The 15685-nt window shown below is 61.9% G+C and carries 11 protein-coding genes; 6 read left to right on the top strand and 5 right to left on the bottom strand.

The window, feature by feature from the left end; genetic code table 11:
- Positions 1 to 7 precede the first annotated feature (7 nt).
- The 5 genes from AC3WRD_RS23330 to AC3WRD_RS23310 form a co-directional block, all read right to left on the bottom strand.
- A complete protein-coding gene (locus AC3WRD_RS23330) occupies positions 8 to 988 on the bottom strand; it encodes an AAA family ATPase (protein WP_102621375.1) in 981 nt (326 codons plus the stop codon).
- Positions 989 to 1003: 15 nt separating this feature from the next.
- Positions 1004 to 2047, bottom strand: a complete 1044-nt coding sequence (locus AC3WRD_RS23325; protein ID WP_102621374.1) for a hypothetical protein — start codon at positions 2045 to 2047, stop codon at positions 1004 to 1006.
- Between the two features lie 13 nt (positions 2048 to 2060).
- Positions 2061 to 3011, bottom strand: a complete 951-nt coding sequence (locus tag AC3WRD_RS23320) for a SphA family protein (RefSeq protein WP_096820251.1) — start codon at positions 3009 to 3011, stop codon at positions 2061 to 2063.
- Between the two features lie 12 nt (positions 3012 to 3023).
- A complete protein-coding gene (locus AC3WRD_RS23315; protein WP_102621387.1) occupies positions 3024 to 4400 on the bottom strand; it encodes a DUF1254 domain-containing protein in 1377 nt (458 codons plus the stop codon).
- A gap of 306 nt (positions 4401 to 4706) precedes the next feature.
- Positions 4707 to 5132 (bottom strand): YciI family protein, encoded by a 426-nt coding sequence (locus tag AC3WRD_RS23310; RefSeq protein ID WP_096820252.1) that lies wholly within the window; start codon positions 5130 to 5132, stop codon positions 4707 to 4709.
- 132 nt (positions 5133 to 5264) lie between these two features.
- On the opposite strand from AC3WRD_RS23310, the gene AC3WRD_RS23305 reads away from it, so the two are divergent.
- The 6 genes from AC3WRD_RS23305 to AC3WRD_RS23280 all read left to right on the top strand — a co-directional run bounded on the left by AC3WRD_RS23305 (position 5265) and on the right by AC3WRD_RS23280 (position 15508).
- Positions 5265 to 5708 carry an SRPBCC family protein gene (locus AC3WRD_RS23305; protein ID WP_102621373.1) on the top strand — a complete coding sequence of 148 codons (444 nt, stop codon included), beginning with the start codon at positions 5265 to 5267 and terminating at the stop codon, positions 5706 to 5708.
- A gap of 132 nt (positions 5709 to 5840) precedes the next feature.
- Positions 5841 to 6341: a thiol peroxidase gene (tpx, locus tag AC3WRD_RS23300; protein ID WP_102621372.1), complete on the top strand. Its 501-nt coding sequence runs from the start codon at positions 5841 to 5843 to the stop codon at positions 6339 to 6341.
- 188 nt (positions 6342 to 6529) lie between these two features.
- Positions 6530 to 7837, top strand: coding sequence for an MdtA/MuxA family multidrug efflux RND transporter periplasmic adaptor subunit (locus tag AC3WRD_RS23295; protein ID WP_096820255.1), 1308 nt, complete (start codon positions 6530 to 6532; stop codon positions 7835 to 7837).
- The gene (locus AC3WRD_RS23290) at positions 7834 to 10938 is read left to right on the top strand and encodes an MdtB/MuxB family multidrug efflux RND transporter permease subunit (protein WP_102621371.1); all 3105 of its coding nucleotides are present in this window, start codon (positions 7834 to 7836) and stop codon (positions 10936 to 10938) included. Before AC3WRD_RS23295 ends, AC3WRD_RS23290 begins: the two co-directional genes overlap by 4 nt.
- Positions 10935 to 14042: an efflux RND transporter permease subunit gene (locus AC3WRD_RS23285; RefSeq protein ID WP_096820257.1), complete on the top strand. Its 3108-nt coding sequence runs from the start codon at positions 10935 to 10937 to the stop codon at positions 14040 to 14042. Before AC3WRD_RS23290 ends, AC3WRD_RS23285 begins: the two co-directional genes overlap by 4 nt.
- On the top strand, positions 14039 to 15508 hold the full coding sequence (locus tag AC3WRD_RS23280; protein ID WP_096820258.1) for an efflux transporter outer membrane subunit: 1470 nt from the start codon (positions 14039 to 14041) through the stop codon (positions 15506 to 15508). Before AC3WRD_RS23285 ends, AC3WRD_RS23280 begins: the two co-directional genes overlap by 4 nt.
- Positions 15509 to 15685 lie beyond the last annotated feature (177 nt).

Genomic DNA, 15685 nt, shown 5'->3' with positions numbered 1-15685 from the left:
TCAGGCCTCAGGCGGGAATCGCCACCTTGTCGAGAATCCGGTCCAGCACCTGATCGGTGCTGACGCCATCGGCCACCGCGTCATAGCTCAGTTGCAGGCGATGGCGCAGCACCGGGTGCACCACGGCGCGCACGTTGTCCGGCGAAACGAAATCCTGACCCTGCAACCACGCATCGGCGCGGGCGCAACGGTCCAGCCCGATGCCGCCGCGCGGACTGGCGCCGATGGCGATCCAGCGGCCGAGGTCTTCGTCGTAATCGGCCGGATGGCGGGTGGCGTTGATCAGGTCGATCAGGTAGCGGTCGATGGCGGGGGAGACGTGCACCGCGCTGACTTCCTTGCGTGCGGCGAAGATCACTTCCTGCGCCAGTTCGAAGCCCTTGGCCGGCGCGGTGTTGGCGCCCTGGGCGAACTCTTCGGCGCGCAGCAGTCGCAGCACCTGGCTCTCGTTGTCGGCGCTGGGGTAATCGAGCAGCACTTTCATCAGGAACCGGTCCATCTGCGCTTCCGGCAGCGGATAGGTGCCTTCCTGTTCGATCGGGTTTTGCGTCGCGACGACAATGAACAACTCCGGCAGCACGTGGCTGTTACCGGCCACGGTGATCTGCCGTTCTTCCATGGCTTCGAGCAATGCCGCTTGCACCTTGGCCGGCGCGCGGTTGATCTCGTCGGCCAGAATCAGATTGCCGAACAGCGGGCCGGGCTGGAAACGGATCTCGTTTTTGCCCTCGACCTGATGCAGCACCTCGGCACCGGTGATGTCCGAGGGCAGCAGGTCCGGGGTGAACTGGATGCGGCTCATCTTTGCGTCCAGATGCCTGGCCAGCGCCTTGACCGTGCGGGTCTTGGCCAGCCCCGGCAGGCTTTCCAGCAGCAAGTGCCCGTTGGCCAGCAGGCCGAGCAGGATCTGCCGGATCACCTGATCCTGGCCGAGCACCGTTTCAGCGATGCTGGCCTGCAGGGCGTTGAGGTCGGTGAGTGCGGTCATGGCGCGAGTCCTTGCTCAAAACATGAAGGTCGGGATGACCGGAACGAACGACAGCCGGAAATTCCAGCGACTGCTGATCTGGTCTTCGGGGTGGATCGCCGAGTACTGGATCTCGCCGGAAATCCGCACCGGCAACTTGCCGAAATTGAAGATCCGCCCGGCGCCGATGCCGACGGGGAAGGTGACCTTGTTGCCGCCGTCAGCCTTCCAGTTGACCGTGACGTTGGGCGTCATGCCGACCCGCCATTGGGCCGGGCCGGGAATCACGCGCTGGATGAAGTACTGCACGTTGGTCAGGCTGACGTCCTTGCGCTGGCTGTCGCCGCCGACCGACCACCAGTGCTGCGGGAACACCCCCAGCGTCCAGTCTTCGCCCAGATAGGCAGCGACAAACGCCGGGCCCAGCGAGTATTTGCCGGTGCCGAGCACGTCCTTTTCAGCGGTAGGGAACATCGCCGTCGGGCCGAAGCCCCAGACCATCTTGCCGCCGCCGGCAAAGCGCACCGGTTGCTTGGGCGAGAACACGCCAACGTAGGTCAGGTCGCCGAAGCCGCTGGTGCGGTCAAACGGATCCTCGACCACCGAGGCGAAATCGTCGCGATCACTGAGAATTTCATTCGGCCCCATGCCGATCAGGTTGCCGGCCCTGTGGTTGACCGGAGCGCTGACGTAGCTGATCGGCACGCGGTTGATCAGATTCCAGTCTTCGCCGAGGGAGATCGGGAAGGTCGGCATGAAGCTGTACTTGCCGAGCATCCGTGTGCCGTTGCTGTTCGGGCCCTTGAGCGCGGTGTAGTCGAACTGGTTGACCAGCAGCACCAGGTTGCCCACCGGGTTATCCATCAGTTTGGAGATCTGTTCGGTGGACGGGTCGCAACCGGCCTTCACGACGTCCTTCAGGTCGATGTCGAAGTTCTGTTGCAGGCGATGGCAGGTTTCCGGATCGCCTTTGCTGACCGGGTTGGCGGGGGCGCTACCGAGCCCCGGTAAATCACCGCCCGCGCAGGCCAGGCTGCTGAACAATGCGCTGCATAAGGTCAAGTGGCGAGCGATGGCCATCCCTGGCGCCTCCTTAGAAAAACGCCAGGGTCAGGTTGACGGAAACGCCATTGCCTTCAGGACGGTTCTTGGTGTCGAACTCCGGCACCCAACGGGCACTGACGCTGGCCTGGGCGTCGGCGAACTTGCCGCTCCAGCCAACGGTCGGGCCGGCACCGACCGAACGACCGCGAAAGCCGTTCAGGGTGTCGGCGGTGTCACCCTTGTCGTCGCTCACCTGCTGGATGTAGCCGGCGACCAGCCCGGCATTCCAGCCGTTGCCAAAGCCGTGGGTCCACAGGGCTTCGAGGGAAAAGATGTCGCCCGTACGGTAATCGGTGGCCTTGTTCTCGGTGTAGAACTGCAGGTTGCCGGACAGCGTAAACTCGCCACCCTTGCCGTCCAGATGCGAGAACGCCACGGTGGGCATGAACGTGTAGTTGTTCTGGCCGGGGTTGGCCAGGCGATTGTCGTTATAGGCACCGGTCGGTACGTAAATCGGCAGCGAAAACGAGATGTGGTTGAGCTCGTCGAAGTGGTAGCCGGCGGCGATCGGCGTGATCAGCGCGTCGGCAAACTGGGTGCCGGAATCGCTGGTGCCGAGGGTGCGTCCACGGGGGCCGGTGATGGCCGCATCGATGTCGGTATATTGAACCGGTATGCCGATGGCCGAGGCATAGTTCCAACGGCCTTTGCCGGTGTCCCAGACGTGAGTGACGTTGGCCATGGTGTAGGAGACTTTCATCTTGATCCCGGCGCTGACCGCCCCGGAAATCGGTGCGCCACGACTGCCCTTGAGCTCGCCGTCGTACCAGATGCTGGTAAACGACGTCACCCAGCCCGGTGCCGGCGGGACGACCCCGGCATTGGAAAACACCTGCTGGCCGGTAATCGGTCGCCCGACACCGCCCTCGGCGGCGTACAGCGCCGGGCTGCCGAGCATGCACAGCGCCAGCAACGGGCGCACAACGGAAGGCTTGACCATCACTGACTCCGCTTATTGTTTTGTGTCGACCGGGTTGAGCAACGGCATTTTCCATTCACCGCTGGCGACTTCCGGTCTTGGCAGATACAGGCGCAAGACCCCGTAGAACGGGCCGTCCGGCGCAGGCAGCCAATTGGCTTGTTTGTCTTTCCCCGGATTCTTGTGCTGCACGTACAGGGTCAGACCGCCATCGGCATCGAGCTTCAGGTCCGGCAGCATCCGCGAGTTGATCAGGTAGCGGTTGAGCGGGTTGGCCACCAGCAGTTTGGTCTTGCCGTCGTACATCGTCAGTGACCAGAACGCATCGGCGGGGGGCAGGGCGCCCTTGTCGAAATGCAGGGTGTAGTCGTGTTTCGAGGCATCGGCGTGCTGCCCGTCCTTGTCGACGAAATAGCCGATGTAGTTGGCCTCTTCGGCGGAGTTGCCGAAGATCCCCATGTTGGCGCCGGCGTAGCGGTACAGGTAATTGCCCTTGAGGTGATCGCGAGTGCCGAACAGATCACCGCTGGAGACCTGGTGGGTGTCGACCTTGTCTTTCTGGAACGCGGCGAACTCGGCTTTTGCATCGGCTATGCCGTCTTCCAGTGCCTTGCGTTGCTCGGCGCTGAGGGCCTTCAGATCGAAGGATTGGCCGGCACCGATACCGATTTTGGCGAAGCGGGCCAGCAGGTCTTTCTCGACATCCTGCGGCGGCGTGAAGGCCAGCATGAAATTCAGGTAACGGAACAGGTCCGGGGTTTCGCTCATGGTCGGCGTCGGTTTCGGCCAGCTGACTTTCGGCGCTGGCGCCGGGGCTTTCTGTTTCACGTAATGGCTGAGGGGTTCGACCTTGTAGCCTTTCTGGATCTGCTTGACCTTGGCCAGGTCCTTGTCGTCGAACAGTTGCGTGCGGTACAGCGCGTAGGTGATGTTGCTTTCACTGCGCAGCAACCGGTCGATGTTCAGCGGCTGCTGGCCCTGCCAGTTCGGCCCGGCAATCATGAAGTGACCGCCGTTGTTGCCGGTGCTGCGGGTGCCCAGGTAAGCGAAATTCTGCGTGTAGGCGTCGATCAGTTGCACCGAGTAATAACGGTGCTCCTCGATGGGCGGCAGGGTGAGAATCTGCGGCTCGGCACGCAGGTCCATCCAGACGAACGAGTAAGGCGTGTCGGCGTTGGGCGTGACGAATGCGGTGTCTTTTGCGGTGAAGGCTTTGGCAGTGTTGCCGATCCTGTTCAGTGGCGCCTTGTAGTTCGGACTCTTGGTGTCGATAGCCTGGGTGTAGAGGGTCTTGTACATCTCCACGACCGGGAAACCGTACAGGTAGGCTTCCTTGGCGATGCCCCGGGCTTCATCGGGGCTGGCGGTGAAATCCTGAGCACCCACGCCACAGCTGACAAACGTGGCCATGACGCTGTATGCCGCCACCTTGAGGGCTGGTTTCGACCGGTTACAGAGGACGGACGTCAGCGAGCGCGCCGACGAAAAGGCGTGAACTTCCGTTTTATTCGACATGATTCCCCGATTCCCTGGTGGCTCAGTGGACGACTCGGCACTTCGCGGCCGTTAAGGCGTAATCCTTTTCTTATCAAGCCTGTAGGACATGTCTGTTGAAGCTAGCAGTTAATCGGGGGTTAGCCAGTCAGAGGGATTAATTCTTTGGTTTTGTGCGCAGGATCACGCCAGATTGTGTACTGGCGTGGGCCCTGTGCAAAGTCAGTGTTTTTTTGCCTGCTCGCGTACCCGTTCTTCCTGTTCGCGCAGTTCCGGGGTGAACTCGGCGCCGAAATCTTCCGGGCTGAACACCTGGCGAATCTCGATCTCGGCTTCGGTGCCCGGCATGGGATTAGGGCAGCGCTTGACCCACTCGATGGCTTCTTCCTTCGACTTCACGTCCCAGATCCAGTAACCGGCGATCAGCTCCTTGGTCTCGGCGAAGGGGCCATCGATCACGCTGCGTTTTTCACCGCTGAAACGCACGCGAGCGCCTTTGCTGCTGGGGTGCAGGCCGTCGGCGGACACCAGAATGCCGGCCTTCGCCAGTTCCTCGTTGTAGTTGCCCATGTCGGTCAGCAGTTGTTCGCTGGGCATCACGCCGGCTTCGGAATCCTGGCTGGCTTTGACAATGATCATGAAGCGCATGGTGTTTCTCCGCTGGAAAGTGAGGGATTCACTGCTTTGTCGAATGGCGGGGGCTTGAATCGACAGGTCGTTAAATAAAAGATGCAGACTCGCGTTTTAACAAGCATCGCCTCCATACGGAATGTGTCCGCCATGCCCACACTGGAACTCACGACCCTGATCCCCGATCGCACCCCGAGCGAGGTACTCGACTTCTGCCTGGAAGGCGTCAATTTCCCGAAGATCTTTCCCGAACGCGTTACGCCGCTGGGGGATATCGACCTGAACAACCTGCGTATCGAAGCCGGGCGGCAATTCCGTTTCCGGCACTGGATGTTCAATCTGATCCCGTCGAACTGGACGGTGACGATCCGCGAAGTCGGCGACACGCATTTTGTCGATGAAATGCTCAAGGGACCGCTGCGTGCCTTTCGTCATGAACATCGGGTGGCGGCGGGTGAGGGCGGTACGCTGTACACCGACCGCGTGACGTATTCGGCGATTGGCGGGGTGTTCAGCGAGCGATTGCTGGTGAACGGCTACATGCGGCGGATATTCGAGGCCCGCCATCGCAACATGCTGCAATTGCTTGGGTAGCGCTCAAGGTTGTATCCAATCTTGTGTGGTGGCACATGACAATTTCGGTTCAGGCATAGGTCGTCGGACAATTTCGTGGTTAACTTCCGCCTCTTGCATGCTTTCCCAACAACGTTAAGAAGGACTCCGTTCATGGCTCAAGTCACGCTCAAAGGCAACCCGGTTCAAGTCAACGGCCAATTGCCACAAGCCGGTTCCAAGGCACCAGCCTTTTCCCTGGTAGCCGGCAATCTGTCCGACGTCACCCTGAAAGACTTCGCCGGCAAGCGCAAAGTGCTGAACATCTTCCCAAGCGTCGACACCCCGACCTGCGCTACTTCCGTGCGCAAGTTCAACGCTCAGGCCAACGAACTGGCCAACACCGTGGTGCTGTGCATCTCGGCTGACCTGCCATTCGCCCAGGCCCGTTTCTGCGGCGCCGAAGGCCTGGAAAACGTACAGAACCTGTCGACCCTGCGTGGCGCCGAGTTCATCCAGAACTACGGCGTGGCCATCGCTGACGGCCCGCTGAAAGGCCTGACCGCCCGTGCGGTAGTCGTGCTGGACGAAAACGACAATGTGCTGCACAGCGAGCTGGTCAAGGAAATCGCTGAAGAGCCGAACTACGAGGCAGCTCTCTCGGTTTTGAAATAAGTGTTCTGAAACAAGCGCTTTACAATTGTTAACGGCCTGGCCCTGTCCAGGCCGTTTTCATTTGTGTATCAGTGTTTTGGCTCACACCTTGAAACGTAAGTTGAAGGTAAATTGCCGGTAAAGCTGCTTTGCTTTACCCCCACCAGTGCTTATCGTTCAGCCTCCCGTAAAAGAAGCCCACGCGCCCAATGGTTAATCACTCCATGCAATCGTCTTCCCGAAACTCTCGTCGCTGGCTGCTCAGCCTGCTTGTCCTGCTGGTCATCGCCGGTCTGTGCTGGAAATTCTGGCCCGCCGGATCGACCCACAAAGAGGGCGGCGAGAAAGCCGCGGCCGGTCATACCGGTCGTTCGGGGATGATGCGTCCGGGCTTCGGCGGCGCGGCAGGTCCGATCCCGGTGCGCGTGGCGCCGGCCGTCACCGGTGACTTCCCGCTGTATTACAAGGCGCTGGGCACCGTGACCGCGCTCAACACCATCAACGTGCGCAGCCGGGTCGGCGGCGAACTGGTGAAGATCTATTTCGAAGAAGGGCAGATGGTCAAGGCCGGTGATCTGCTGGCGGAAATCGATCCGCGCTCGTACCAGAACGCCTTGCTTCAGGCTGAAGGCACCTTGCTGCAGAACCAGGCTCAGCTGAAGAATGCCCAGGTCGACGTCGAGCGCTATCGCGGCCTGTTCAAGGAAGACAGCATCGCCAAGCAGACCCTGGATACCGCCGAAGCGTTGGTCGGCCAGTACCTCGGCACCGTGAAGACCAATCAGGCGGCGGTCAACGACGCCAAGCTCAACCTCGAATTCACCAAGATCCGCGCACCGATTGCCGGTCGCGTCGGCCTGCGTCAACTCGACGTCGGCAACCTGGTGGCGGCGAATGACACCACGTTCCTCGCCGTGATCACCCAAACCCAACCGATCAGCGTGGTCTTCACGCTGCCGGAAAACACCCTCGAAACCGTACTCGCCCGCTACCACAGCGGCGCCAAGCTGCCCGCCGAAGCCTGGGACCGTGGCGACACCAAACTGCAAGCCAGCGGCGTGCTGCAAAGCCTCGACAACCAGATCGACGTGACCACCGGCACCCTGAAGTTCAAGGCACGCTACGAAAACCGCGATCAGTCGCTGTTCCCCAACCAGTTCGTCAACGTCCACCTGCTGGCCGACACCCTCAAAGGCGTCGTGCTGGCTCCGTCGGCCGCGATCCAGTTCGGCACCAACGGCACCTTCGTCTACGCGCTGGACGGCGACAAGAAAGTCACCATCCGCCAATTGAAGATCGGTGCAAGCGATGGTCAGAACACCGTGATCACCGAAGGCCTGGCCGCCGGCGACCGCGTGGTGCTGGAAGGTACCGACCGTTTGAAAGAAGGCAGCGAAGTCGAAGTGGTCAACGACAGCCAGGACGTGCCGGCCACACCGACCGAACACCTGCAAGGCAAGTCAGCCGCCACCGCGCCTGACGCCGCTGCCACCAACAAGGCCAAGAAGGGCGCATGAACATTTCGCGTCTGTTCATCCTCCGCCCGGTCGCCACCACGCTGAGCATGCTGGCCATCGTGCTGGCCGGCCTGATCGCCTATCGCCTGCTGCCGGTTTCGGCCTTGCCGCAGGTGGATTACCCGACCATCCGGGTCATGACGTTGTACCCGGGCGCCAGTCCGGACGTGATGACCAGCGCCGTCACCGCGCCGCTTGAACGCCAGTTCGGGCAGATGCCGGGCCTGACGCAAATGGCCTCGACCAGTTCCGGCGGCGCGTCGGTGCTGACCCTGCGTTTCAGCCTCGACATCAACATGGACGTCGCCGAGCAGCAAGTGCAGGCCGCGATCAACGCTGCGACCAATCTGCTGCCGACCGACTTGCCAGCGCCACCGGTGTACAACAAGGTCAACCCGGCGGACACCCCGGTGCTGACCCTGGCCATCACTTCGAAAACCATGTTGCTGCCCAAACTCAACGATCTGGTCGATACGCGCATGGCGCAGAAGATCGCTCAGATCAGCGGCGTGGGTATGGTCAGCATCGCTGGCGGTCAGCGTCAGGCGGTGCGGATCAAGGTCAACCCGGAAGCGCTCGCCGCCAACGGCCTGAACCTGTCGGACGTGCGCACGCTGATCAGCGCGTCGAACGTCAACCAGCCCAAAGGTAACTTCGACGGCCCGACCCGGGTGTCGATGCTCGATGCCAATGACCAGCTGACTTCGCCCAAGGATTACGCCAACCTGATCCTGGCCTACAAGAACGGCGCGCCGTTGCGGCTCAAGGATGTCGCGCAGATCGTCGACGGCGCCGAGAACGAGCGTCTGGCCGCGTGGGCCAACCAGAATCAGGCAGTGTTGCTGAATATTCAGCGTCAACCGGGCGCCAACGTGATTGAAGTGGTCGACCGGATCAAGGCGCTGCTGCCGAGCATCACCGACAACCTGCCGGCCGGCCTTGAAGTGACCGTGCTGACCGACCGCACCCAGACCATCCGCGCCTCGGTCACCGACGTGCAGCACGAACTGCTGATCGCCATCGCTCTGGTGGTGATGGTGACGTTCCTGTTCCTGCGTCGCGCCAGTGCCACCATCATTCCGTCCGTCGCGGTGCCGCTGTCGCTGATCGGTACGTTTGGCGTGATGTACCTGGCCGGTTTCTCGGTCAACAACCTGACGCTGATGGCACTGACCATCGCCACCGGTTTCGTGGTCGACGATGCGATCGTGATGCTGGAGAACATCGCTCGTTTCATCGAGGAAGGGGACAGTCCGATGCAGGCCGCGCTCAAGGGCGCGAAGCAAATCGGTTTCACCCTGATTTCCCTGACCCTGTCGCTGATTGCGGTACTGATTCCGCTGCTGTTCATGGCCGACGTGGTGGGGCGGCTGTTCCGCGAATTCGCCATCACCCTGGCGGTGGCGATCCTGATTTCCCTGGTGGTCTCGCTGACCCTGACGCCGATGATGTGCGCGCGGTTGCTCAAGCGTGAGCCGGAAGAACATGAACAGGGCCGTTTCTACCGGGCCAGTGGTGCGTTCATCGACTGGATGATCGCGGCTTACGGGCGCAAGTTGCAGTGGGTGCTCAAGCACCAGCCGCTGACGTTGCTGGTGGCCATCGGCACGCTGGCGTTGACCGTGTTCCTTTATATGGTGGTGCCCAAGGGCTTCTTCCCGGTGCAGGACACCGGGGTGATCCAGGGGATTTCCGAAGCGCCGCAGTCGATTTCCTTTGCCGCCATGGGCGAGCGTCAGCAAGCGCTGGCCAAGGTGATTCTGGAAGATCCGGCGGTGGAAAGCCTGTCGTCCTACATCGGCGTCGACGGCGACAACGCCACGCTCAACAGCGGTCGTCTGCTGATCAACCTCAAGCCCCACGGTCAGCGCGACCTGACGGCCGCCGAAGTGATTACCCGCCTGCAACCGCAACTGGACAAACTGGTGGGCATCCGTCTGTTCATGCAGCCGGTGCAGGACCTGACCATCGAAGACCGTGTCAGCCGCACCCAGTACCAGTTCAGCATGTCCTCGCCGGACGCCGAACTGCTCAGCCTGTGGAGCGGGCGCCTGGTGGAAGCACTGGCCCAGCGCCCTGAACTGACCGACGTCGCCAGCGATTTGCAGGACAAGGGCTTGCAGGTGTTCCTGGTGATCGACCGTGACGCGGCCTCGCGCCTCGGCGTGTCGGTGGCGAATATCACCGATGCGCTGTACGACGCCTTTGGCCAGCGGCAGATTTCGACCATTTACACTCAGGCCAGCCAGTACCGCGTGGTGCTGCAGGCTCAGGCCGGGGAGAAGATCGGCCCGCAGGCGCTGGATCAGATTCACGTCAAGACCACCGATGGCGGCCAGGTGCGGTTGTCGAGCCTGGCCCATGTCGAGGAGCGTCAGGCGCAACTGGCGATCACCCACATTGGCCAGTTCCCGGCGGTGATGATGTCGTTCAATCTTGCCCACGGTGTGGCGCTGGGCCATGCGGTGGACATCATCGAGCAGGTGCAGAAGGACATCGGCATGCCGATCGGTGTGCAGACTCAGTTCCAGGGCGCGGCCGAAGCGTTCCAGGCCTCGCTGTCGAGCACCTTGCTGCTGATTCTGGCGGCGGTGGTGACCATGTACATCGTGCTGGGCGTGCTCTACGAGAGTTACATCCACCCGATCACGATTCTGTCGACCCTGCCGTCGGCGGCGGTCGGCGCCTTGCTGGCGTTGCTGCTCAGCGGCAATGACCTGGGCATGATCGCGATCATTGGCATCATCCTGCTGATCGGTATCGTGAAAAAGAACGCGATCATGATGATCGACTTCGCTCTGGACGCTGAACGCACCCAGGGCATGGCCCCGGAGCAGGCGATCTATCAGGCGGCGCTGTTGCGCTTCCGGCCGATTCTGATGACCACGCTCGCGGCCTTGTTCGGCGCGGTGCCGCTGATGCTGGCCACCGGTTCCGGCGCTGAATTGCGTCAGCCGTTGGGTCTGGTGATGGTCGGCGGGTTGCTGGTGAGCCAGGTGCTGACACTGTTCACCACCCCGGTGATCTACCTGTACTTCGACCGCCTCGGTCGACGCTGGGGCCGTGCGCCTTCGGCCGTGGAGCCGGTAGAACAGCCATGAACCTGTCCGGTCCTTTCATCAAGCGCCCGGTGGCGACCATGCTCCTGAGCCTGGCGATCATGCTGCTGGGCGGCGTGAGCTTCGGCCTGCTGCCGGTGTCGCCACTGCCGCAAATGGACTTCCCGGTGATCGTGGTGCAGGCGAGCCTGCCCGGCGCGAGCCCGGAAGTCATGGCCTCGACCGTGGCGACGCCGCTGGAACGCTCGTTCGGCGCCATCGCCGGCGTCAACACCATGAGCAGCCGTTCCAGCCAGGGCTCGACCCGGGTCATTCTGCAATTCGATCTCGACCGCGACATCAACGGCGCGGCGCGGGAAGTGCAGGCCGCGATCAACGCCTCACGCAATCTGCTGCCGAGCGGGATGCGCAGCATGCCGACCTACAAGAAGGTCAACCCGTCGCAGGCGCCGATCATGGTGTTGTCGCTGACCTCGGATGTGCTGGAAAAAGGCCAGCTCTACGATTTGGCCTCGACCATCCTGTCCCAGAGCCTGTCCCAGGTGCAGGGCGTGGGCGAGGTGCAGATCGGCGGCAGCTCATTGCCGGCGGTGCGCATCGAACTCGAACCCCAGGCGCTGAACCAGTACGGCGTGGCGCTGGACGATGTGCGCAAGACTATCGCTGGCGCCAACGTTCGCCGGCCCAAGGGTTCGGTCGAGGATGACCAGCGTTTGTGGCAGATCCAGGCCAATGACCAACTGGAGAAAGCCAAGGACTACGAGTCGCTGATCATCCACTACAACGGCGGTGCGGCCCTGCGTCTGAAGGACGTGGCCAAGGTCACCGACGGCGTGGAAGACCGCTACAACAGTGGTTTCTTCAATGACGACGCGGCGGTGTTGCTGGTGATCAACCGGCAGGCCGGCGCCAACATCATCGAGACGGTCAACGAGATCAAGGCGCAGTTGCCGGCGTTGCAGGCCGTGTTGCCGGCCAGCGTCAAGCTGAACCTGGCGATGGATCGTTCGCCGGTGATCAAGGCCACCCTGCACGAAGCGGAGATGACCCTGCTGATCGCCGTGGCGCTGGTGATCCTGGTGGTGTTCCTGTTCCTCGGCAATTTCCGCGCGTCCTTGATTCCGACCCTGGCGGTGCCGGTGTCGCTGGTCGGCACTTTTGCGGTGATGTACCTCTACGGCTTCTCGCTGAACAACCTGTCGCTGATGGCGCTGATTCTCGCCACCGGGCTGGTGGTGGACGACGCCATCGTGGTGCTGGAGAACATTTCCCGGCACATCGACGAAGGCGTCAAACCAATGAAGGCCGCGTACCTCGGGGCCAAGGAAGTCGGTTTCACCTTGCTGTCGATGAACGTGTCGCTGGTGGCGGTGTTCCTGTCGATCCTGTTCATGGGCGGGATCATCGAGAGTCTGTTCCGCGAATTCTCCATCACCCTGGCCGCGGCCATCGTGGTGTCGCTGGTGGTTTCCCTGACCCTGACCCCGATGCTCTGTGCCCGTTGGCTGAAGCCGCACACGCCGGGCCAGGAAAACCGTCTGCAACGCTGGAGCCGGCGCACCAACGACTGGATGGTCGGCAAGTACGCCACCAGCCTCGACTGGGTGCTGCGTCATCGGCGCCTGACGCTGTTGAGCCTGATCATCACGGTCGGCGTCAACGTCGCGCTGTACGTGGTGGTGCCGAAGACGTTCCTGCCGCAACAGGACACTGGCCAGTTGATCGGTTTCGTGCGCGGTGACGACGGTCTGTCGTTCAGCGTGATGCAGCCGAAAATGGAGACTTTCCGCCGCGCCGTGCTCAAGGACGAAGCGGTCGAGAGTGTCGCCGGGTTCATCGGTGGCAACAACGGCACCAACAACGCCTTCATGCTGGTGCGTCTGAAGCCGATCAAGGAGCGCAATATCTCGGCGCAGAAAGTCATCGAGCGTCTGCGCAAGGAAATGCCCAAGGTGCCCGGCGCACAGTTGATGTTGATGGCCGACCAGGACCTGCAATTTGGCGGTGGTCGTGAGCAGACCACGTCGCAGTACACCTACATTCTGCAGAGCGGTGATCTCGGCGCTTTGCGCGAGTGGTACCCGAAAGTGGTCACCGCGCTGCGAGCCTTGCCGGAACTGACCGCCATCGACGCCCGTGAAGGACGCGGTGCGCAGCAAGTGACACTGATCGTCGACCGTGATCAGGCCAAACGCCTGGGCGTGGACATGAACATGGTCACCGCCGTCCTGAACAACGCCTACAGCCAGCGGCAGATTTCCACGATCTACGACAGCCTCAACCAGTATCAGGTGGTGATGGAGGTCAATCCGAAATACGCCCAGGATCCGGTCACCCTCAATCAGGTGCAGGTCATCACCGCCGATGGCGCGCGGATCCCGCTGTCGACCATTGCCCACTACGAAAACAGCCTGGAAGACGACCGGGTCAGCCACGAAGGCCAGTTCGCCTCCGAAAGCATTTCGTTCGACATGGCCGAAGGCGTGACGGTGGAGCAGGGCAGTGCCGCCATCGAACGGGCGATTGCCAAGGTCGGTCTGCCGGAAGACGTGATCGCGAAAATGGCCGGCACCGCCGACGCCTTCGCGGCCACCCAGAAGAGCCAGCCGTTCATGATCCTCGGTGCACTGCTGGCGGTGTATCTGGTGTTGGGCGTGCTGTATGAAAGCTACATTCACCCGTTGACGATTCTGTCGACGCTGCCGTCGGCCGGGGTCGGTGCGTTGCTGTCGATCTATGCGCTGGGCGGCGAGTTCAGCCTGATCTCGCTGCTCGGGTTGTTCCTGTTGATCGGCGTGGTGAAGAAGAACGCGATCCTGATGATTGACCTGGCACTGCAACTGGAACGTCATCAGGGCATGGCGCCGCTGGAGTCGATCCGCAGCGCCTGCCTGCAACGTCTGCGACCGATCCTGATGACCACGCTGGCGGCGATTCTCGGTGCCTTGCCGTTGCTGCTCAGCCGTGCCGAAGGTGCGGAAATGCGCCAGCCGCTGGGCCTGACGATCATCGGCGGGCTGATTTTCAGCCAGGTGCTGACCCTTTACACCACGCCTGTGGTTTACCTCTATCTCGACAAGGCCCGCCACCGCTTCAACAAGTGGCGTGGCGTACGTACCGATGCCGCTCTGGAAACTCCGCTATGAATGACCGTTCGCTTATCCAACTGGCCAGTGTCCGCGGCTCGCGTTTGCTGAGCCTGTCACTGTGCGTGGCGATGCTCAGTGCGTGCGCCGTCGGCCCGGACTACCAGCGCCCGCAGACCGCCGAAATTGCCCAGTACAAAGAGGCCGAAGGCTGGCGTCAGGCCAGTCCTGCCGACTCTCTGGCCCGTGGCGCCTGGTGGGAGCTGTACGGTGATCGCCAGCTCAACGAGTTGATCGAGAAGCTCAACAGCGCCAACCAGACCGTCGCCCAGTCCGAGGCGCAATACCGTCAGGCCCAGGCCCTGGTGCGTGATGCACGCGGGGCGTTTTACCCGAGCATCGACCTGAGCGCGGGCAAGACCCGTTCCAGCCAGGGCACCGGCAGCAGCAGTTCGAGCCTGAGCAGTTCTTCCAGCGGGATTCGTGACACCTACAACGCCCAGTTGGGCGTCAGTTGGGAGGCCGATGTCTGGGGCAAGTTGCGTCGTGGTCTGGAGGCCAATGAAGCCAGCGCCCAGGCCAGCTTCGCCGATCTGGCGGCGATGCGCCTGAGCCAGCAGTCGGAACTGGTGCAGAACTACCTGCAATTGCGCGTGATCGATCAGCAGAAGCGCCTGCTGGAGTCGACAGTGGCGGCCTATGAGCGCTCGCTGAAAATGACCCAGAACCAGTACAACGCCGGGGTCTCCGGGCGTGACGCGGTAGCCCAGGCGCAGACACAACTCAAATCCACCCAGGGTGATCTGGTGGACCTGATCTGGCAGCGGGCGCAGTTCGAAAACGCCATCGCGGTACTGACCGGCCAGCCTCCGGCGCAATTCAAGCTAGCCGAAACCCAGGACATCCCGAAGCTGCCGCAGATTCCGCTGAGCCTGCCGTCGCAATTGCTGGAGCGTCGCCCGGACATCGCTTCGGCGGAACGCTCGGTGATCGCGGCCAACGCCAACATCGGCGTGGCCAAGGCCGCGTATTACCCGGACTTCAGCCTGAGCCTCAGTGGCGGCTACAGCAGCAGTACTTCGCGAGATCTCATCAGCCTGCCGAACCGATTCTGGTCGGTAGGGCCGAAAATGAGCCTGCCGCTGTTCGACGGCGGCCGACGCTCGGCGGAAGTTGATCGCACCGAAGCGAAGTACGACGAGACCGTGGCCAAATACCGGCAGACCGTGCTCGACGGCTTCCGTGAAGTGGAAAACTATCTGGTGCAGTTGAAAGTGTACGAGGACGAGGCGGCGGTACGCCAGGAAGCCCTTGATGCTGCGCGCGATTCCTTGCGTCTGACCCAGAACCAGTACAAGGCCGGGCTGATTGCCTACATCGACGTGGTGGTGGTGCAAGCCACGGCGTTGAGCAACGAACGGACGGTGCTCAATATCCTGCAGAGTCGACTGATTGCCAGTGTGCAATTGATCGCGGCGCTGGGCGGTGGCTGGGACGGGCAGCTGGAAACCAGCCAGAATCCGTAACCCTGAATTCCCACGCAACGCGTGGGATCGATCAGTACTGCGACTGCCGGGCTAGAGCCTTGTCGAACGATCAAACAAGCGTTTCATCGGCTTGATGGCCATTTGATTACTTTGTCAGTGCGTTCTTCTGTGCAATCAGTACAATCGGCGCATTTGGCCCCGCTGAGAACGGAAGCA

The organism is Pseudomonas sp. FW215-R2 (genome assembly GCF_058789255.1).
Note: the sequence above shows the minus strand (reverse complement) of the source record. Positions and strands in the feature narration are given on the sequence as shown.